The sequence below is a fragment of the Pseudomonas sp. Root329 genome (assembly GCF_001424925.1).
Lineage (GTDB): Bacteria > Pseudomonadota > Gammaproteobacteria > Pseudomonadales > Pseudomonadaceae > Aquipseudomonas > Aquipseudomonas arabinosi.
The window spans coordinates 406,404-423,336 of record NZ_LMCV01000034.1; the positions used below are offsets into that span (position 1 = coordinate 406,404).

General features: G+C 57.3%; 24 protein-coding genes. 15 read left to right on the forward strand and 9 right to left on the reverse strand.

All coding sequences use genetic code 11. The features are described 5' to 3' along the window. Positions 1-108 precede the first annotated feature (108 nt). On the reverse strand, positions 109-324 hold the full coding sequence (locus ASC74_RS23530; RefSeq protein ID WP_056744449.1) for a hypothetical protein: 216 nt from the start codon (positions 322-324) through the stop codon (positions 109-111). Between the two features lie 30 nt (positions 325-354). Between ASC74_RS23530 and ASC74_RS32750 the strand changes: the two genes are divergently transcribed. Continuing rightward, the gene (locus ASC74_RS32750) at positions 355-609 is read left to right on the forward strand and encodes a hypothetical protein (RefSeq protein ID WP_082555878.1); all 255 of its coding nucleotides are present in this window, start codon (positions 355-357) and stop codon (positions 607-609) included. Between the two features lie 118 nt (positions 610-727). Then, positions 728-922: a hypothetical protein gene (locus tag ASC74_RS23540; RefSeq protein ID WP_056744453.1), complete on the forward strand. Its 195-nt coding sequence runs from the start codon at positions 728-730 to the stop codon at positions 920-922. A 66-nt stretch (positions 923-988) separates the two neighbouring features. Here the strand turns inward: ASC74_RS23540 and ASC74_RS23545 are convergent, their stop codons facing one another. From ASC74_RS23545 to ASC74_RS23555, 3 genes are all read right to left on the reverse strand, one after another. Further along, a complete protein-coding gene (locus ASC74_RS23545; RefSeq protein WP_056744455.1) occupies positions 989-1,741 on the reverse strand; it encodes a carbonic anhydrase in 753 nt (250 codons plus the stop codon). Positions 1,742-1,968: 227 nt separating this feature from the next. Then, positions 1,969-2,331, reverse strand: a complete 363-nt coding sequence (locus ASC74_RS23550) for an alpha/beta fold hydrolase (protein ID WP_156400842.1) — start codon at positions 2,329-2,331, stop codon at positions 1,969-1,971. 215 nt (positions 2,332-2,546) lie between these two features. Next, positions 2,547-2,759, reverse strand: coding sequence for a hypothetical protein (locus ASC74_RS23555; RefSeq protein WP_056744692.1), 213 nt, complete (start codon positions 2,757-2,759; stop codon positions 2,547-2,549). Between the two features lie 216 nt (positions 2,760-2,975). On the opposite strand from ASC74_RS23555, the gene ASC74_RS23560 reads away from it, so the two are divergent. Beyond that, positions 2,976-3,431: a DUF2214 family protein gene (locus tag ASC74_RS23560; RefSeq protein ID WP_046047717.1), complete on the forward strand. Its 456-nt coding sequence runs from the start codon at positions 2,976-2,978 to the stop codon at positions 3,429-3,431. A 180-nt stretch (positions 3,432-3,611) separates the two neighbouring features. On the opposite strand, the gene csrA is transcribed toward ASC74_RS23560, so the two are convergent. After that, complete coding sequence (gene csrA, locus ASC74_RS23565; RefSeq protein ID WP_007938114.1) at positions 3,612-3,806, reverse strand: carbon storage regulator CsrA; 195 nt, start codon at positions 3,804-3,806, stop codon at positions 3,612-3,614. Between the two features lie 250 nt (positions 3,807-4,056). Between csrA and ASC74_RS23570 the strand changes: the two genes are divergently transcribed. After that, complete coding sequence (locus ASC74_RS23570; RefSeq protein ID WP_056744459.1) at positions 4,057-4,422, forward strand: SPOR domain-containing protein; 366 nt, start codon at positions 4,057-4,059, stop codon at positions 4,420-4,422. Positions 4,423-4,523: 101 nt separating this feature from the next. Further along, positions 4,524-5,435, forward strand: a complete 912-nt coding sequence (locus ASC74_RS23575) for a siderophore-interacting protein (protein WP_056744461.1) — start codon at positions 4,524-4,526, stop codon at positions 5,433-5,435. Between the two features lie 55 nt (positions 5,436-5,490). On the opposite strand, the gene ASC74_RS23580 is transcribed toward ASC74_RS23575, so the two are convergent. The 3 genes from ASC74_RS23580 to ASC74_RS23590 form a co-directional block, all read right to left on the reverse strand. Beyond that, positions 5,491-6,180, reverse strand: coding sequence for an endonuclease (locus ASC74_RS23580; RefSeq protein WP_056744463.1), 690 nt, complete (start codon positions 6,178-6,180; stop codon positions 5,491-5,493). A gap of 4 nt (positions 6,181-6,184) precedes the next feature. Further along, positions 6,185-6,475 (reverse strand): DUF1654 domain-containing protein, encoded by a 291-nt coding sequence (locus ASC74_RS23585; protein WP_056744465.1) that lies wholly within the window; start codon positions 6,473-6,475, stop codon positions 6,185-6,187. A gap of 170 nt (positions 6,476-6,645) precedes the next feature. Continuing rightward, entirely contained in the window at positions 6,646-7,734 is a 1,089-nt protein-coding gene (locus ASC74_RS23590) for an asparaginase (protein WP_056744467.1), read from the reverse strand. A gap of 349 nt (positions 7,735-8,083) precedes the next feature. On the opposite strand from ASC74_RS23590, the gene ASC74_RS23595 reads away from it, so the two are divergent. The 8 genes from ASC74_RS23595 (at position 8,084) to ASC74_RS23630 (ending at position 15,748) form a co-directional block, all read left to right on the forward strand. Next, on the forward strand, positions 8,084-8,545 hold the full coding sequence (locus ASC74_RS23595) for a hypothetical protein (RefSeq protein ID WP_056744469.1): 462 nt from the start codon (positions 8,084-8,086) through the stop codon (positions 8,543-8,545). A gap of 193 nt (positions 8,546-8,738) precedes the next feature. Beyond that, on the forward strand, positions 8,739-9,692 hold the full coding sequence (locus ASC74_RS23600) for a sugar ABC transporter substrate-binding protein (RefSeq protein WP_056744472.1): 954 nt from the start codon (positions 8,739-8,741) through the stop codon (positions 9,690-9,692). Positions 9,693-9,748: 56 nt separating this feature from the next. After that, on the forward strand, positions 9,749-11,302 hold the full coding sequence (locus tag ASC74_RS23605; protein WP_056744474.1) for a sugar ABC transporter ATP-binding protein: 1,554 nt from the start codon (positions 9,749-9,751) through the stop codon (positions 11,300-11,302). Beyond that, complete coding sequence (locus ASC74_RS23610; RefSeq protein WP_056744476.1) at positions 11,299-12,276, forward strand: ABC transporter permease; 978 nt, start codon at positions 11,299-11,301, stop codon at positions 12,274-12,276. Before ASC74_RS23605 ends, ASC74_RS23610 begins: the two co-directional genes overlap by 4 nt. A gap of 3 nt (positions 12,277-12,279) precedes the next feature. Then, complete coding sequence (locus ASC74_RS23615; RefSeq protein WP_056744478.1) at positions 12,280-13,299, forward strand: LacI family DNA-binding transcriptional regulator; 1,020 nt, start codon at positions 12,280-12,282, stop codon at positions 13,297-13,299. 58 nt (positions 13,300-13,357) lie between these two features. Continuing rightward, positions 13,358-14,275 (forward strand): ribokinase, encoded by a 918-nt coding sequence (gene rbsK / locus ASC74_RS23620; protein ID WP_056744480.1) that lies wholly within the window; start codon positions 13,358-13,360, stop codon positions 14,273-14,275. Continuing rightward, a complete protein-coding gene (gene rbsD, locus ASC74_RS23625; protein WP_056744482.1) occupies positions 14,272-14,676 on the forward strand; it encodes a D-ribose pyranase in 405 nt (134 codons plus the stop codon). Before rbsK ends, rbsD begins: the two co-directional genes overlap by 4 nt. Before the next feature lie 43 nt (positions 14,677-14,719). Then, the gene (locus ASC74_RS23630; protein WP_056744485.1) at positions 14,720-15,748 is read left to right on the forward strand and encodes a nucleoside hydrolase; all 1,029 of its coding nucleotides are present in this window, start codon (positions 14,720-14,722) and stop codon (positions 15,746-15,748) included. 32 nt (positions 15,749-15,780) lie between these two features. On the opposite strand, the gene ASC74_RS23635 is transcribed toward ASC74_RS23630, so the two are convergent. Beyond that, positions 15,781-15,993, reverse strand: coding sequence for a hypothetical protein (locus ASC74_RS23635; RefSeq protein ID WP_033061806.1), 213 nt, complete (start codon positions 15,991-15,993; stop codon positions 15,781-15,783). A gap of 132 nt (positions 15,994-16,125) precedes the next feature. Between ASC74_RS23635 and ASC74_RS23640 the strand changes: the two genes are divergently transcribed. Continuing rightward, on the forward strand, positions 16,126-16,431 hold the full coding sequence (locus ASC74_RS23640; protein ID WP_056744487.1) for a hypothetical protein: 306 nt from the start codon (positions 16,126-16,128) through the stop codon (positions 16,429-16,431). A gap of 166 nt (positions 16,432-16,597) precedes the next feature. Further along, on the forward strand, positions 16,598-16,918 hold the full coding sequence (locus tag ASC74_RS23645) for an I78 family peptidase inhibitor (RefSeq protein WP_033061805.1): 321 nt from the start codon (positions 16,598-16,600) through the stop codon (positions 16,916-16,918). The last annotated feature ends 15 nt before the right edge of the window (positions 16,919-16,933 follow it).

Sequence of the window (16,933 nt, forward strand, 5' to 3'; positions counted from 1 at the left end):
GCTGCATTGTGCAGGGTGGTTGTGACGAAGGCGTGACAGGGCAGATACGAAAAGCCCGACTCTGGGCCGAACTCGATGATGGATGCCTGTATTGATACCGCCAAGGCATTACGCCTCACAAGCAGTTGGATCTTCATAGACTTCGCACCACGCAGCCATCATTAGCGGCTTGCACTGCGCGTCAAACTTCCCCCTCAGCTCGGCAGTGCTAGCCGGGGTCATCGACCCTGGCATCTCCTCGCCTATGTCCACCATTTTTTGCGCTACGGCGTTCTGGACTTCGCTGTATCTGACCAGTGAATCATTGAGCGGCTTGACGGTCATATCGCTGACCTTTGCATTCAGGACGTTCAAATGAAGCGTGCAGTAATAATGTTCATGGCCATTTCAGGCTCTCTTCTGCTGGGAGGCTGTGGGCCTCACTGGGACGACGGAGAAAGGTACGGTCGAGATCGTGATCGAGGTCATGATTACCGTCGTGGATACGACCGCGGGTATGACGATGATCGAGGGTATGACCGCCGATATGATCGTCGCGACAATGATCAGGGGTATGATCGCAATCACGGTCGTGATCGTGATCGTGATCGTGATGATAGAGACGACTGAAGGCGCTGGTCATCGGGCCGGTTAATGATCACCCGGTTTGCCGATTAGCTTCAGCGGCACGGGTTGCCAGTGATTCAGGCGTAAGATAGCGGTGCTACCTCATCAAAAGGAGCCGCATATGATCGCCGACCAAGTGAACAAGCAGGTATCTGAGGACAGAACTGTTTGGGATCAATACTTCTGTGCTGCGTTGATTGCGGAAAGCAATCTGACGGCACCGGTTGTCGGAGGGGCTACTCATGAAGACAGGCAGAACCTGTTGATTGAAAGGGCCAAAGCTCTCGCCGACAAGATGATGGAAAACAGAAAATAACCAGAGCCCAGCCATCGCGCTGGGCTCTTCACATCTGGATCTCGGCATTGATGCAGCGCTAATGAATCAGGCAATCAAGTCTACTTTGCCGCTAGCAAGGCGATAGACGCCTCCCACTATCTTCAACGTGCCCTTGCTGAGCGCATCAGTCAGCAGTGGTGAGGCATTTTTAAGGCGGTTAACCGAGTCTTTGACATTCTGCGCTGTAGCGTTGTCGATAAGGCTTCCGGGTTGCTTGAGCACTTTCTCGATGGAAGGTTTAAGTGCGTCAGTCAATTTTGGGATGTGACCAGGGAAAACAGTGTGATCTTTTACTGCCTTTATACCTGCACTGATCGCGCCGCAGCTCTCATGCCCCAGTACGAGGATCAGTGGTGCGCCGAGCACCGCGACAGAGTATTCAAGGCTTGCCAAACCCTCATCGGTAACGAAATTGCCCGCGACGCGTATGGCGAAAAGATCGCCTCGTGCAGTGTCAAAAGCATACTCAGGGGCAATACGGGAGTCAGAGCAACCGAGTACCGACACAAACGGGTTCTGGCCGGAGACCAGGGCTTCCCGCTCTGACTTGAAGTCGTGTGTCTTGGAGTTGCCGGAAACATACCGTTCATTTCCCTCCATAAGCCTTTGAAGTGCCATGTCAGGAGTGATGGAGTTTTGTGGTTTTGGCGGAGCAGCGGTTTTCTCGGCAGCCTGAACGAATGTGTCGGGCAGTGCACCGGCAAGTAGCAGAGCGCCTGCTCCTAGTCCGGCAACCTGAAGAAATCTACGACGACCACTTGCCTTTTGAATAGGGTTTGAATCACATGATTTACACATGATCTTGTGTACTCGGGTCGGTTGATGGGAATGACTTGCTGTTGGGGGGCAAGTGCTTCCAGGGACCTTCGGCACTTGTGGTTGGAGTCTAGACGGGATGTAACATTATGTTGCTCAGGGCTTGCTGCCAGGCAATGTAGGTGCGTGGGTTCGGTTGCTTTTAGTACCGAGAGCCTCAAATGCCTTCAAGCGTTTTCAAAAACTCCCGGATGTGTCCGGCCGCCTCTTCAGGCGCAACCTGAAGCAGGCAGTGCGCCGAGCAAAAAACTCAAGTGACTGAATATGGGTCTTGGATTGCGTGCGAATGTGCTGCATAGCACGAGTCCCACTTGCCGGGGGAGTTGCCTGGCGCTCAGAGAAATAGCAATCGGTCCCGAGAAGGATTCACCCAGCAGTACGAATGGGCGGTCGGTCGGCAGCGACTCTCGGACCAGCGACTCCAGCGCTGTGTAGCTCAGCGGAATATTGGGGGGATAGGTGATGATTAGCGTATCGAATTCGCGCTCCATGATGGATGCAAAGGCTGCGAACAATTCACCTGTCCCGTCCATTCCAGGTAGTAGAACCAGTGTGGGAGTTGATCGATTCATGTGTTCCGTCATTGCCTGCGAATCGTTGGCGTCGACCAGCGTTATGACCAGTGATATCGCCGGCCTGATGGAAGGCCCACAGCGCAAGACGGCACTGTAACGAGGGGATTGCCCCTCGTTACAAATATTGCATGAAGAGCATGAATCACTACTGGCGTGGTTTCATCTCAACAACGCCGGACTTGCGTGGTAGGTCCAACCCACTAAAACCAATCTTACCTGGCGTTCAACTTCTTCAGTTCTTCATAAGTCGCCGACTGTACAAACCAGAAGCCGGAGATGATGCACCACGTCAGGGTGCCGATAATGAAAACGCCTGCCCCGGACCAGAAGCCCTGAACGAAGATCATGACCACTGCGGCGATCCAGATAACGGCCAGTGCGACGTACAGAACTACGTTGTTTACACCAATTACGAACTCTTTCACGTCTATTCCCTTTTGAATGTTTATCCTCTGGCTCCTTACGCAAGGGCCAGTGGGCGGCATGATAGGGAGATAGCTGGCTGTTCGCCAGTCATGTCGCCCTGAGCAGGCAGGCTTCGAAAAAATCGCCCTCAGCCTGTGGGTGCCTGGCGGGCAAATTTCCAGGTTTTGGACTACTACTGACAAGCCCATTTCCTTCTCCCTGTCAGGAGCATCCCTATGCTGTTTCACTGGTTTCTTGCGGCGATCCACCTCTTGGCAGTTGCCTTGGGCCTCTGGGCGGTGCTCACCCGAGGGACGGCGTTAAGCCGCCTGGTCGCCGGTACGGCGCAGGTTCGCAGCGTGCTGATTGCCGATAACGTATGGGGTATCTGTGCGGGTATTTTGCTGATCACAGGTTTGATGCGGGCCTTCGGTGGGTACGAAAAAGGCACCGACTATTACCTTCATCAGCCGTTGTTCCATCTGAAGATGACGCTGTTCGTGATCATTCTGCTGCTTGAAGTGGCACCCATGATCACCTTGATCAAGTGGCGGATCGCCTTGGGCAGGGGCGCTTCGATTGACCAGGGCCGAGCCAGGCTGTTTGCACGCATCAGCCATATCGAAGCGCTGTTGTTGATGTTGATGGTGATTGCAGCCACCGGCATGGCGCGCGGTGTGACCTTCGGCTAATAACGGCGTGATTCGTCGGGGTTAAAGCGAATAATCTGACAGCCACGGCGTGGCCGAAGCCGGTAGCATCGGCTTCACGTAATGGGGGGAGGAGGCGAGTGCTCAGCAAAATGCCGAGCATGAATCTTTAGCCAGCCATTGCGCTGTAACGAACGGGCTGGCTACTGACTGCAGCAGGATTCAGGGAGTCTGCGGTTTGTCTGGAGCGGTGAGGCCAGCCTGAATGCGCTGATAGATTTCTTCGCGATGAACCGCAACGTCTTTCGGGGCATTGATGCCAATTCTGACTTGCTGGCCGCTAACGCCCAGAATGGTGATCGTAATGTCATCACCAATATTTATGCTTTCACCGACTTTGCGGGTGAGTATCAGCATGGTCTTCTCCTTGATTGCTTTGTAGGGCACCTGATTCGGACAGTGCAGAGGTCGGTGGTATGTATAGATTAGTGCGAAGTCTCGCGGTTTGGGTGCCTCTTTCTGACGCGCAGATGCTGCATTAATTCCCAAGGCGTAACTATACAGAGGCCGCAACCATCATTCTCGTTGTTTTGAGCCCATTTTGCGGCACTCGGGAAGTATTCATGGATGCTAAAATCGCCGCTTTAAGCATTCTGAGGGAAGCGTTGTGCGCAAAATGGTCTTGGTAATCGCGGTACTGGCGCTGGCGGGATGCGGTGAGGGCAAGAGTGTTGAGGCGCAAAAGCCGCAATCGGCAGCTGCGGCTGCACCTTCGGTGGCATCCGCACCACAATGGGATCTCGAAGTTCGAGGCGAAACACCTCAGGCGGTCAGCGATTTGAGCGGCTGGCTGATTGAGCACAGTTTCGTTTCCAATATCGTCAAGGAAAATGGAAAAACCCGGATTTTGCTCGGGCCATTCAGTTCGAAAGCCGAGGCCGAGGCCAAACAGACAGAAGTGCGCGCGGCGCTCACCCGGGCGAAGAAACAGAACATCGAATTGCTGGTTGTCGACCATCCCGTGACCCGATAACAGTCTATTCCAGGGGGATTTCGACGGAACGCCTTAAAGGGGATCCACATTGACTCGTTTCCAGACGTAGTCACTGTCGATTCCCAGTAGGAGTTCCCCCCATGGCCTCCGCCACCCCTTACAAAATATTCGACGCAGTCCTGCGGCGCAAAAAGGCGCTGAGTCCTCATTTGATGCGCGTCACTCTGGCCGGTCCGATGGTTACCGAAATGGCGACCTGGGCCCCCGACCAGCGCGTGAAGCTGTTCTTTCCGGCTGTGGACGGTTCGCCTGCCAGGCTCGCTCATGGCGATGGATGGTACGCACGTTACCGCTCGATGCCGGTTGCCCAGCGCCCGGCGATGCGTACTTACACCATCCGGCATTTGCGTGCCGAGCAGGGCGAAGTGGATATCGACTTCGTGTTGCACGGCGAAACCGGCCCTGCATCCCGTTGGGCAATTCATGCAGCGGCGGGTGAACCGATCCAGATCGTCGCACCTGATCGCCAGTTTTCGGCACAAGACGCGGGCGGTTTCGAATGGAAGCCGCCTCAACAGCTCAAGCACCTGTTACTGGTCGCCGACGCCACGGCCTTGCCCGCGGCGCTCGGCATTCTGGATGAGCTGGCAGTGCTTGCCGTGCCACCGATAACCCAGGTGTTTTTTGAAGTAGACAGCGTGGACGATGCGTTGCCGGTTCCTGACTGGCCCGGGCTTTCGGTGGAATGGCTGATTCGAGATCACGCCACCGCGACTGGCGCGGGTTCGCTGATGGTCGACGCGGTCTGTCGGGCCATTCTGCCGTCATCCGCTTCGAAAGCATTCGAAACAGTGGAACTGGCAGAAGTCGATGTCGACGAAGACATGCTCTGGGAAACGTCCGACTCTGCCCGTGATGGCTTCTACGGCTGGATCGCCGGGGAGACGGTTGCCGTGATGAGTCTGCGCAAATACTTGATCAAGGAATGCGGCATTGCCAAGGAATCACTCAATCTGATGGGCTATTGGCGCTACAACAAAGTGGACGGTTAGAAACGACAAAGGCCTCGGGTATCAAACCCGAGGCCTTTGTGTTTTCAGCGAGCGCTTAGCCGCAGGTTTTCATGTCGACCGGGCCGACAAACTCGTTGCCGCGGCCCATGACGCACGCCACGCTTTGGTTGCGCTGTCGTTCCCAGGCCTCTACCGGATAGGTTTTGTTCCAGGCTTCGTAGAGCTGTCGATCCTGTTTCGACAGGCGCAGACCGTACTGCTTGCTCATGTAGAAATACGTTCGGGCGATCATGCCGCGTATGGACGGGCGGGGCATGACCTTCTTCGCCTTGAAATCGACCTGGGTCAGGCACGAGCCATATTGGCCCGACTGCACCGGCAACCAGCCGAAGCTGAAGTTGCTGCGATCGCCATTCACTTCGCCAATGCTCGGCACCAGGTTGTGCAGGTCGGCTTCGGCCTTCTGGTAGGTCGGATCGTAACGCGTGCAGTTCTTGCGCCCACCTTCTTGCCAGCACTGACGCTGATGGCCGATCTGCCAGGCCGGAACAATGTGCTCCCACTCGATGCGGGAAGCGCGCTTGGCGTTTTTACGCGGTACATAACCGCAGGCTGCGAGGTTGACCTTGTTGCCGGTGTATTTGCACCCGCAATAGAACTCTGTGGATTGCGGTGCGTAGAGCTTCCAGGCAACTTTCTTGGCTTCGTTGAAAGTGCGTGGGGCGCCAGCCTGGGCGCCTAGGGTGATGAGCAAAAACAGCAAAGCAAACCAGCGGACACTCATTGGCTCAATCTTCCTTCGGCACAACCCAAAAAATCTGCACGCCGCCATCGTCGCGATAGGCGAGGGTGACGTTGTCGTTCTCGTCGATTTCTTCGAGCAATTGTTCCCACTCATCCGCGGGTTCGTCCGGTAGACGGAAGATCAAGGCTGCTTTGGCTTTTTGAGCGGTAGGGGAATTGATGATTTTTTGAACGCGCATACCCATGCGTGCATAGGAGTCAGGAGAGGCAGAGGTGGTGGCCACGGAATTATCCTTATTAAGCTGTACGTGCATACAGTATTTAACTGTAAGCATTTTCGCAACTGCTTAAAATTCAAGAAAATCCTCTGACAGCAATTTTTTCCGTTTGGTGTAGGACGAATGGAAGATTTTTATCGAAATATCGGAAGGGAGTGTGAGCCACTCGCCTGGGTAGGCGAGTGGTGAAAGCAGTGCCCGACCGGAACCGGTCAGGCGAGGGCGAATCAGTATTCCCAGAACATCCGTTGCAGCTCTTTGCTGTCGTTGGTCTTGGTCAGTGCGACCATGGCCAGGATGCGGGCCTTTTGCGGGTTCAAGTCATGCGCCACAACCCAGTCGTACTTGTCGTCTGGCTGTTCGGCGTTACGCAGTACGAAACCGCCGGCGTTGACGTGGGACGAGCGAATGATTTGCACGCCGTCCTTGCGCAGGGCTTGCAGCGACGGGACTACACGGGCCGAGACAGAGCCATTGCCGGTACCGGCGTGAATGATGGCTTTGGCGCCAGACTGAGCCAACGCTTTGTAAGCGGTATCGCTGACATTGCCGTAGGAATAGGCGATTTCGACGTCAGGCAGGCTCTTGATGGTTTTGATGTCGAATTCCGAGTCCATGGTGTGACGCTTGGCCGGCAGACGGAACCAGTAAGATTTACCTTCGACCACCATGCCGAGTGGACCCCAGGCACTTTTAAACGCCTCGGTCTTGATGTTGATCATTTTGCTGACGTCGCGACCCGACTGGATTTCATCGTTCATGGTCACCAGTACGCCTTTGCCGCGTGCCTCTTTGCTGCTGGCCACGGCCACTGCGTTGTACAGGTTCAGCATGCCATCGGCCGACATGGCGGTGCCTGGGCGCATGGAGCCGACAACGATGATTGGCTTGTCGGTTTTTTCCACCAGGTTCAGGAAGTAGGCAGTTTCTTCCAGGGTGTCGGTGCCGTGGGTGATAACGATGCCGTCGACGTCTTTGCTGTCGGCCAGTTCAGCCACGCGACGACCCAGTTGCAGCAGGTTGTCGTTGGTGATGCTTTCGGACGCGATCTGCATGACCTGTTCGCCACGAACGTTTGCCAGCTGGCTGAGTTCCGGAACCCCGGCGATCAATTGTTCGATGCCGACTTTTGCCGCTTGATAGGTAGCGCTGTTAGCGGCGCTGGCGCCTGCACCGGCAATGGTGCCGCCGGTGGCCAGGATCACCACGTTCGCCAGTTTCTGTTGGGTTTCGACTTCTTTTGCCTGAAGGGCAGTAGGCAGGAGCAGCAAGAGGGCTAAAGCGCCCGGAACAAAGGTCTTGAAAGCAGATGTCATTATTTTTCTCTCTAGTAGTGAGACGGTGCTGATGCAGGTTCATCTAGATGCGCCCCAAGCGGATCTGAACGCTTGGGGTGAATGAGATGAGCAGGATCTGTACCAGTCGTACTTTGAATCAGAAAAATTTTTAACTTGATGATTCGTATCAGTATTTATTTTATTGGCCAGAATGGTTACACAGTCTGTTGTCCGGGTTTCCGAACGCGTTGAGCGTTTGTGTTCGGCTCTCCGAAAAGTACTACGACCTCTGTAGAAAAAATCGCCTTGCGAGATTGCGAATCACTGCTAAAGAAACCCGCGCTTCGGTCGATGTTCCTTTAAAGGATCTTTCTACTCAGGAGTTCACATGTCGTTATCCATTGGTATTCCATACGCCGCAGGCGTCACCATCGGCGGCAAGTCCGCCGCTACGATTCAAGCGTTGAGCGATCAGACGGCCGATGCCGCGGATCAAGCGTTGGGTACGAAGGAAAGCGACAGCAAGCAAGTCAGAACCGGCGCTGTCGGCTTGGAAAAAAGTGCGCAGGCGTCGACTGAAACGGATGGCGCCGACAACGCTTCGGTGGCGGAAAAGATTTTGCTCAAGCGCCTGAAAGAACTGCAAGAGCAACTGCGTCAGCAACAGCAACAATTGGCAGCGGCCCAATCGGCGTCTTACCCGACGCCTGAAGCCAAGACCACCGTAGTGATGGCGATTCAGGGGCAAATGGCCGATACCACTGCTGCAATAATGGAAACGGCCAACAGCCTTTACAAGGAAATGGCCAAGCGATCGGGTGACGGATCGGTGGTTAACACGACGGCCTGACGTAAATACCCGGTGTTTGCCGGTTACCCCGCAAAACGTCTTTCCCGGCCGTTGACAAATCACGGCAGGGTTCGCATAGTTCGGTCTCCGCAAACGTTTGCGCGGTGCTCCCGGTGGTTTCCATCAGCGAGCGCAATGAAGCCTACGCCAGCGCAAGCGTTGCTCACAATAATCATAAGATCGGAGTGAACCCATGAAGCTGCCATTCGCTGGACGTCTTCTCGCTGTCGCTATGCTGGCTGCCGCATCCGTCGCGTTGCCCGTCTCTTCGGCCTTCGCCGAGACTGAAAAACCCAAAGTCGCGCTGGTCATGAAATCCTTGGCCAATGAATTCTTCCTGACCATGGAAGACGGTGCCAAGGCCTATCAGAAAGACCACTCCGGCGATTTCGAGCTGATCTCCAACGGCATCAAAGACGAAACCGACACGGCTGGCCAGACACGCATCGTCGAGCAAATGATTCTGGCCAAGGTCAATGCGCTGGTCATCGCGCCGGCTGATTCCAAAGCCATGGTTCCAGTTATCAAGAAAGCCATCGATGCCGGTATCACCGTGATCAACATCGACAACCAGCTGGACCCGGCTGTGGTCAAAAGCAAAAACATCACCGTACCGTTCGTAGGCCCGGATAACCGCAAAGGCGCGCGTCTGGTGGGCGAGTACCTGGCCAAGCAACTGAAGGCCGGAGACGAAGTCGGTATCATCGAAGGCGTTTCAACCACCACCAACGCGCAGCAGAGAACCGCAGGCTTCAAGGATGCAATGGAAGCGGCGCAGATCAAGGTCGTCTCTTTGCAGTCCGGTGACTGGGAAATCGACAAAGGCAACAAGGTTGCTGCCTCGATCCTCAGCGAATACCCGCAAGTCAAAGCCCTGTTGGCCGGCAACGACAGCATGGCCGTCGGTGCAGTATCCGCCGTACGTGCAGCGGGCAAGGCCGGCAAGGTGCAGGTGGTCGGTTACGACAACATCAACGCCATCAAGCCAATGCTCAAGGATGGCCGCGTTCTGGCCACGGCTGACCAGTTTGCAGCCAGGCAAGCGGTGTTTGGCATCGAGACTGCGCTGAAGATCATCAAGGGTGAGAAAGTCGACGGCGGCGCCAATGGCGTGATCGAAACTCCGGTAGAGCTGGTCACCAAGTAGTCCTTCTGGCGACACAACGGTGCTCGCCCGTCGGGGCGAGCGCATGGAGAGTTTTTATGTCAGTTTCCGCCCCGAACGCTGTCCTCTCGGTCAGCGGTATCGGTAAGACCTACGCCCAACCGGTCCTGACCGGCATCGACCTGACGCTGATGCGCGGTGAAGTGCTGGCGCTGACCGGCGAAAACGGCGCGGGAAAAAGCACGCTGTCGAAGATCATCGGCGGGCTGGTCACGCCGACCACAGGCCGCATGCAATTCCAGGGGCAGGATTACCGCCCCGCAAGCCGCACCCAGGCCGAAGACCTCGGCATCCGCATGGTGATGCAAGAACTCAATCTGTTGCCGACCCTGTCGGTGGCGGAAAACCTGTTTCTCGATAACCTGCCCAGCAAGGGCGGCTGGATCAGTCGCAGGCAATTGCGCAAGGCTGCGATCGAAGCCATGGCCCAGGTTGGCCTCGACGCGATTGACCCGGACACGCTGGTGGGCGAATTGGGCATCGGCCACCAGCAAATGGTGGAGATCGCCCGCAACCTGATCGGCGATTGCCACGTGCTGATCCTCGACGAACCGACCGCGATGTTGACGAACCGTGAAGTCGAGATGCTGTTCGAGCAGATCACTCGTCTGCAAGCTCGCGGCGTGTCGATCATCTATATCTCGCACCGTCTCGAAGAGCTGGCGCGGGTCGCCCAGCGTATTGCGGTACTGCGCGATGGCAACCTGGTTTGCGTCGAGCCGATGGCCAATTACAACAGCGAGCAACTGGTGACGCTGATGGTCGGTCGTGAACTCGGCGAACATATCGACATGGGCCCGCGCAAGATCGGCGCTCCAGCCTTGACGGTCAAAGGGCTGACCCGTTCCGACAAGGTTCGCGATGTGTCCTTCGAGGTGCGTGCCGGAGAGATCTACGGAATTTCCGGCTTGATCGGGGCAGGGCGCACCGAGTTGCTGCGCTTGATCTTCGGTGCTGATACAGCGCACAGCGGCACGGTCGCGCTCGGTTCGCCAGCACAGGTTGTCAGTATCCGGTCACCGGCTGACGCGGTCGGTCATGGCATCGCCCTGATCACCGAAGACCGCAAGGGCGAAGGCCTGCTGCTGACTCAATCGATCAGCGCGAATATTGCCTTGGGCAATATGCCGGTAATTTCCAGCGGCGGCTTCGTCAACAACGGTGACGAGATGGCCCTGGCCCAGCGTCAGATCGACGCCATGCGCATCCGCAGCTCCAGCCCGACGCAACTGGTGTCGGAACTGTCCGGCGGTAACCAGCAGAAAGTCGTGATCGGCCGGTGGCTTGAGCGCGATTGCTCGGTGATGTTGTTCGACGAGCCAACGCGTGGCATCGACGTCGGCGCCAAGTTTGACATCTATGCCTTGCTCGGTGAGCTGACCCGTCAAGGCAAAGCGCTCGTGGTGGTGTCCAGCGATTTGCGTGAACTGATGTTGATCTGCGACCGCATCGGCGTGCTCTCGGCGGGACGTCTGATCGACACCTTTGAGCGTGACAGCTGGACCCAGGATGATTTGCTTGCCGCCGCGTTCGCCGGCTACCAAAAACGTGATGCGTTGCTCAATGAAGCAGCGCCTAGGGATCTCGCATGAATACTGCAGTGACTGTCGGCAAACGTAGTGGCAACTTCTACGGCCTCGGTACCTATCTGGGGCTGGCCGGTGCCTTGCTGGCAATGGTCGCGCTGTTCTCGGTTCTGAGCAGCCATTTCCTGTCCTATGACACCTTCAGCACCTTGGCCAACCAGATTCCGGACTTGATGGTGCTGGCGGTCGGCATGACATTCGTGTTGATCATCGGCGGCATCGACCTGTCGGTAGGCTCGGTGCTCGCGCTCGCGGCGTCAACGGTCAGCGTGGCCATTCTCGGTTGGGGCTGGAGCGTGTTGCCTGCGGCGCTGCTCGGAATGGCGGCGGCAGCACTGGCCGGCACCATCACCGGTTCGATCACGGTGGCCTGGCGGATTCCGTCGTTCATCGTGTCCCTCGGCGTGCTGGAAATGGCCCGCGGTGTGGCCTATCAAATGACTGGGTCGCGCACCGCCTACATCGGTGATGCCTTTGCCTGGTTATCCAACCCGATCGCCTTCGGCATCTCGCCGTCGTTCATCATTGCCTTGTTGATCATCTTCATTGCCCAGGCCGTGCTGACGCGTACCGTGTTCGGTCGTTACCTGATCGGCATCGGCACCAACGAAGAGGCGGTGCGTCTGGCGGGGATCAATCCGAAGCCCTACAAGATCCTGGTATTCAGTCTGATGGGGCTGTTGGCCGGTATCGCTGCGCTGTTTCAGATTTCTCGCCTGGAAGCGGCGGATCCGAATGCCGGCTCCGGGTTGGAGTTGCAAGTGATCGCCGCGGTCGTGATCGGCGGCACCAGCCTGATGGGTGGCCGCGGGTCGGTCATCAGTACGTTCTTCGGGGTTCTGATCATTTCCGTATTGGCGGCCGGTCTCGCGCAGATCGGTGCGACTGAACCCACCAAACGCATCATCACCGGCGCAGTGATCGTGGTGGCGGTGGTGCTTGATACTTATCGCAGTCAGCGCGCAAGCCGGCGGACCTGAGTCATGGCAACAATCAAGGATGTGGCAGCGCTTGCGGGGATTTCCTACACCACGGTTTCCCATGTCGTAAACAAGACCCGGCCGGTGAGCGAAGAGGTGCGGGTCAAGGTTGAGGCAGCAATCAAAACTCTCGACTACGTGCCCAGTGCCGTGGCCCGGTCTCTCAAAGCCAAAACCACGGCGACCATTGGGTTGCTGGTGCCCAATAGCCTCAACCCGTACTTCGCCGAACTGGCGCGCGGCATCGAGGATTACTGCGAGCGTAATGGCTACTGCGTGATTCTCTGTAACTCCGATGACAACCCGGACAAGCAGCGCAGCTACCTGCGCGTACTGCTGGAAAAGCGCATCGACGGGCTGATCGTTGCTTCGGCTGGCGGTGACGAGGGGCTGGCGGAGGGCCTGGCAGGTGTGCGTACGCCGATGGTGATCGTCGACCGTGGACTGGAAGGTGTGAATGCCGACCTGGTGCGAATCGATCACGAATACGGCGCTTATCTGGCGACCCGCCACCTTCTGGAATTGGGGCACCGGGACATCGCCACTATTGGCGGCCCGGCGAGTACCAGCGTGGCGCAGATGCGTCTGGCCGGTTATTGCCGTGCCCTGAAAGAGGCGGGTGTCGAAGTATCCAGCGAGCGCATGCTGGAAAGCGACTTCACCAGCACCGGTGGTTACAACGCCGCCGCGATCCTGTTGGAAAAGAACCCGCCGAGCGCGATCTTCGCCGGTAACGACATGATTGGCATCGGTGTGCTGCGAGCGGCGGCCGAGCGCAACATTCGTGTACCGACAGAGCTGTCGGTGATCGGCTTCGACGATATTCAGATGAGCCGCTATGTGTACCCGGCGCTGACCACCGTGGGGCAGTCGATCCTGCAACTCGGCGAGATGGCGGCCGAAGTGCTTTTAAGAAGAATCGCTACACCGGATATGGCCACCGATCAACGGATCGTGACGCCCAGTATTGTCCTGCGGGAGTCGACTGCGCCGCTGGCCGGCGTGTTCGCCCAGTTCCGTTGAAAATAGAAACCCGCTGAATCGAAAGCACCGCTGAAACAGAATTGATGAGTAGTGACGTATGCCAGCAAAAGTAGTGGTTATAGGCAGCCTGAACATGGACCTGGTCACCCGGGCGCCACGGTTGCCCCGTGGCGGTGAAACGCTGATCGGCGAGTCGTTTGCCACGGTTTCCGGTGGCAAGGGCGCGAATCAGGCAGTCGCCGCGGCGAGGCTGGGGGCGCAGGTGTCGATGGTCGGTTGCGTGGGCAGTGATGCCTACGGCGAAGAACTGCGCGGGGCGCTGTTGGCCGAGCAGATCGATTGCCAGGCGGTCAGCACCGTCGACGACTCCAGCGGCGTAGCGTTGATCGTGGTCGATGACAACAGCCAGAACGCAATCGTGATCGTTGCCGGTGCCAATGGTGCGCTGACGCCAGCGGTGATAGACCGCTTCGATGCAGTATTACAGGCCGCAGACGTGATCATCTGTCAGCTGGAGGTGCCGGATGCCACTGTCGGTCATGCGCTCAAGCGCGGCCGTGAGTTGGGTAAGACCGTGATCCTCAATCCGGCGCCGGCCAGCCGCCCACTGCCGGCGGACTGGTACGCGTCCATCGATTATCTGATTCCCAACGAAAGCGAGGCCTCGGCGCTGAGTGGTTTGCCAGTGGATTCTCTGGCCTCTGCCGAAACCGCTGCGACCCGGTTGATCGCCATGGGTGCCGGCAAGGTCATCATCACCCTTGGTGCTCAAGGTTCGCTGTTCGCGAACGGCAAAGGCTTCGAGCATTTCCCTGCGACGAAGGTGAAGGCTGTCGATACCACGGCGGCTGGCGACACCTTTGTCGGTGGTTTCGCCGCCGCACTGGCGGCCGGCAAAAGCGAAGCTGACGCGATCCGTTTCGGCCAGATTGCCGCTGCGCTGTCGGTGACCCGTGCTGGCGCGCAACCCTCGATTCCCACCTTGTTCGACGTACAGGCCTTTAAAGCACCATGAAAAAGACACCTTTGCTCAACGTCGCGCTGTCGCGGCTGATCGCTTCCCTGGGTCATGGCGACATCGTGGTGATCGGCGATGCAGGTTTGCCGGTGCCACCTGGCGTTGAACTGATCGACCTGGCACTGACCCACGGTATCCCGGATTTCGTCAGCACGTTGAAGGTTGTGCTCAGCGAAATGCAGGTCGAGAGCCATATATTGGCCCAGGAAATCCTGGATAAAAAACCTTCGGCGTTGGCGACGCTCGATGAGCTGAATGCCAAAGGTGCGCTGGGTCATCGTGAGCTGCTCAGTCATGACCAATTCAAAGTCCTCAGCCGACAGGCACGGGCGATTGTTCGTACGGGTGAATGTCAGCCGTACTGCAACATCGTGCTGGTGGCAGGGGTTACGTTCTAACTCGCTGTTGTCTTTCTGCTGTCCCCTGCACAAGGAGTGCGCTATGCACCGCTATGCTCAGAAATTGCACCACCTGCTCCGGAGTCTGCTGCTTTTGTCCTTGATTACCGCAACAAGCGCCCAGGCGGCGGAAAAGATCGACTTGATCATCGACACCGATCCGGGTGCCGACGACGTGGTTGCCTTGCTGTTTGCCCTGGCATCGCCGCAAGAGCTGAACATTCGTGCGCTGACCACCGTCGCCGGCAATGTGCGTCTGGACAAGACGTCGCGTAATGCGCGGCTGGCCCGCGAGTGGGCAGGGCGCGAAGAGGTGCCGGTCTACGCGGGCGCTCCGAAGCCGCTGATGCGCACGCCGATCTATGCCGAGGACATCCATGGCAAGGAAGGCCTGTCGGGCGTCACCGTACACGAGCCGAAAAAAGGCCTGGCCCAGGGCAATGCGGTCAATTACCTGGTTGATACGTTGAAAGCCGCCAAGCCCCACAGCATCACCATCGCCATGCTCGGTCCACAGACCAACCTGGCCTTGGCGCTGATCCAGGAACCTGAGATCGTTCAGGGCATCAAGGAGGTGGTGATCATGGGCGGGGCGCACTTCAATGGCGGCAACATCACCCCGGTGGCCGAGTTCAACCTGTTCGCCGATCCGCAGGCTGCGGAAGTGGTGCTGAAAAGTGGCGTGAAGCTGACCTATCTGCCGCTGGACGTGACCCACAAGATCCTCACCAGCGAAGCGCGCCTGAAGCAAATCGCAGCGATCAACAACAATGCCAGCAAGCTGGTGGGCGATATTCTCAATGAATACGTCAAAGGCGACATGGAGCACTACGGCATTCCGGGTGGCCCGGTGCATGACGCGACGGTCATCGCCTACCTGCTCAAGCCTGAGTTGTTCACCGGTCGTTCAGTCAACGTAGTCGTTGATAGCCGCGAAGGCCCGACCTTCGGCCAAACCATCGTCGACTGGTATGACGGCCTGAAAGCGCCGAAGAACGCTTTCTGGGTAGAAAGCGGCGACGCCCAGGGCTTCTTTGACCTGCTGACCGAGCGTCTGGCTCGTCTGAAGTAAGCCATAGACCCGCAGGTGCCGCCCTGCGGGTTTCACTCCCTTTCGTTATATTCAGCGCCCTTGTAGTCGGCCGGGTATTTCTCGAATACTTGCGCGATGAAGGATTGCGCCGCTTCAGTCCCCAGCTCCTTGACCAATAGATCGATACCAATGATTGCCAACTCTTCCGGGCTGCCCGGGCTGTAAGAGCTGTGGCCCTGTGGCCACTTGGCTTTGATGTCGGCGTCGATGCTTACGGTGGTCATGATGGCGCTCGTGAAGTCGGGAAAGTCTGAGTGTCGAGTTAACCATTTTGCGCGGCTTTTGGCACTCCGACTTAGGCATGAGGGGAGGGCTATGCGACACTTGGTCTTTGACGAATTTTCAAGGACTGTGCTGTGCAGATCGATTTGAACACTCCTGACGGCTTGACCCTTGAGGCGGTGCGTCAGTTGCTGGCCTCGGCCAGCGACGATGAGCACACTCAATTGCGAGTCACCAAGGGCGGCATCGCCTACATTTCGTCAGGCATTGTGGGCGGCACTGATATCAGCGGGCTGTTGTTTCGTCTGGAGACGTGGGCCAAGGGTTCCGGTTATGTCGGAATGGTCGCGGCCAGTGACGAGGTCTGGGTCATGCAGATTTTCAATGCGCTGAAAGAGAACTGGCCGAATCCGCCGTTCGACTACATTGACGTCTATTGAACGCTGTTCATATTCAGTCACGATTGAGTGGTAAACGGCAGGGCGATGCTCAGGCAAACTCGCCGCGTGTCCGAATAGAGGGCAGGGTGCTAGTGCTCCTTGTGAAACCAAACGCCAGATTGGCGGTCGCACGATCTCAGCTTAACTATTGAAAAAAGGAGGCTTCATGCCTTGGAAGCTCGCGTCATTGGGTACTTTGTTGGCCGTTGCCATGCTGGCCGGTTGCAGCACTACCTCCACCGAGTCGACAACAGATCCTGTCACGACGACTGACACGGGTCACAGCCGTTGTGAGGCAAAGGCTGCGGAATTCACCATTGGCAAAAAGGCTTCGCCTGAACTGCTGGAGCAGGCGCGTACTCGCGCAGGCGCGCAGAATGCACGTTTCCTCTTGCCCACCGACATGGTGACCCTGGAGTACCGCTCCGATCGCCTGAACCTGAATACCGATGCCAATCGGGTCGTCACCCGCGTCAACTGCGGCTGATCGCTTCAGGCTTTT

Bases quoted from the DNA above. Each gene is read 5' to 3' on its own strand.
- ASC74_RS23530 (WP_056744449.1), bottom strand. From the start codon at position 324: ATGACCGTCAAGCCGCTCAATGATTCACTGGTCAGATACAGCGAAGTC.
- ASC74_RS32750 (WP_082555878.1), top strand. From the start codon at position 355: ATGAAGCGTGCAGTAATAATGTTCATGGCCATTTCAGGCTCTCTTCTG.
- ASC74_RS23540 (WP_056744453.1), top strand. From the start codon at position 728: ATGATCGCCGACCAAGTGAACAAGCAGGTATCTGAGGACAGAACTGTT.
- ASC74_RS23545 (WP_056744455.1), bottom strand. From the start codon at position 1,741: ATGTGTAAATCATGTGATTCAAACCCTATTCAAAAGGCAAGTGGTCGT.
- ASC74_RS23550 (WP_156400842.1), bottom strand. From the start codon at position 2,331: ATGAATCGATCAACTCCCACACTGGTTCTACTACCTGGAATGGACGGG.
- ASC74_RS23560 (WP_046047717.1), top strand. From the start codon at position 2,976: ATGCTGTTTCACTGGTTTCTTGCGGCGATCCACCTCTTGGCAGTTGCC.
- csrA (WP_007938114.1), bottom strand. From the start codon at position 3,806: ATGCTGATACTCACCCGCAAAGTCGGTGAAAGCATAAATATTGGTGAT.
- ASC74_RS23575 (WP_056744461.1), top strand. From the start codon at position 4,524: ATGGCCTCCGCCACCCCTTACAAAATATTCGACGCAGTCCTGCGGCGC.
- ASC74_RS23580 (WP_056744463.1), bottom strand. From the start codon at position 6,180: ATGAGTGTCCGCTGGTTTGCTTTGCTGTTTTTGCTCATCACCCTAGGC.
- ASC74_RS23585 (WP_056744465.1), bottom strand. From the start codon at position 6,475: ATGCTTACAGTTAAATACTGTATGCACGTACAGCTTAATAAGGATAAT.
- ASC74_RS23590 (WP_056744467.1), bottom strand. From the start codon at position 7,734: ATGACATCTGCTTTCAAGACCTTTGTTCCGGGCGCTTTAGCCCTCTTG.
- ASC74_RS23595 (WP_056744469.1), top strand. From the start codon at position 8,084: ATGTCGTTATCCATTGGTATTCCATACGCCGCAGGCGTCACCATCGGC.
- ASC74_RS23600 (WP_056744472.1), top strand. From the start codon at position 8,739: ATGAAGCTGCCATTCGCTGGACGTCTTCTCGCTGTCGCTATGCTGGCT.
- ASC74_RS23605 (WP_056744474.1), top strand. From the start codon at position 9,749: ATGTCAGTTTCCGCCCCGAACGCTGTCCTCTCGGTCAGCGGTATCGGT.
- ASC74_RS23610 (WP_056744476.1), top strand. From the start codon at position 11,299: ATGAATACTGCAGTGACTGTCGGCAAACGTAGTGGCAACTTCTACGGC.
- ASC74_RS23615 (WP_056744478.1), top strand. From the start codon at position 12,280: ATGGCAACAATCAAGGATGTGGCAGCGCTTGCGGGGATTTCCTACACC.
- rbsK (WP_056744480.1), top strand. From the start codon at position 13,358: ATGCCAGCAAAAGTAGTGGTTATAGGCAGCCTGAACATGGACCTGGTC.
- rbsD (WP_056744482.1), top strand. From the start codon at position 14,272: ATGAAAAAGACACCTTTGCTCAACGTCGCGCTGTCGCGGCTGATCGCT.
- ASC74_RS23630 (WP_056744485.1), top strand. From the start codon at position 14,720: ATGCACCGCTATGCTCAGAAATTGCACCACCTGCTCCGGAGTCTGCTG.
- ASC74_RS23635 (WP_033061806.1), bottom strand. From the start codon at position 15,993: ATGACCACCGTAAGCATCGACGCCGACATCAAAGCCAAGTGGCCACAG.
- ASC74_RS23645 (WP_033061805.1), top strand. From the start codon at position 16,598: ATGCCTTGGAAGCTCGCGTCATTGGGTACTTTGTTGGCCGTTGCCATG.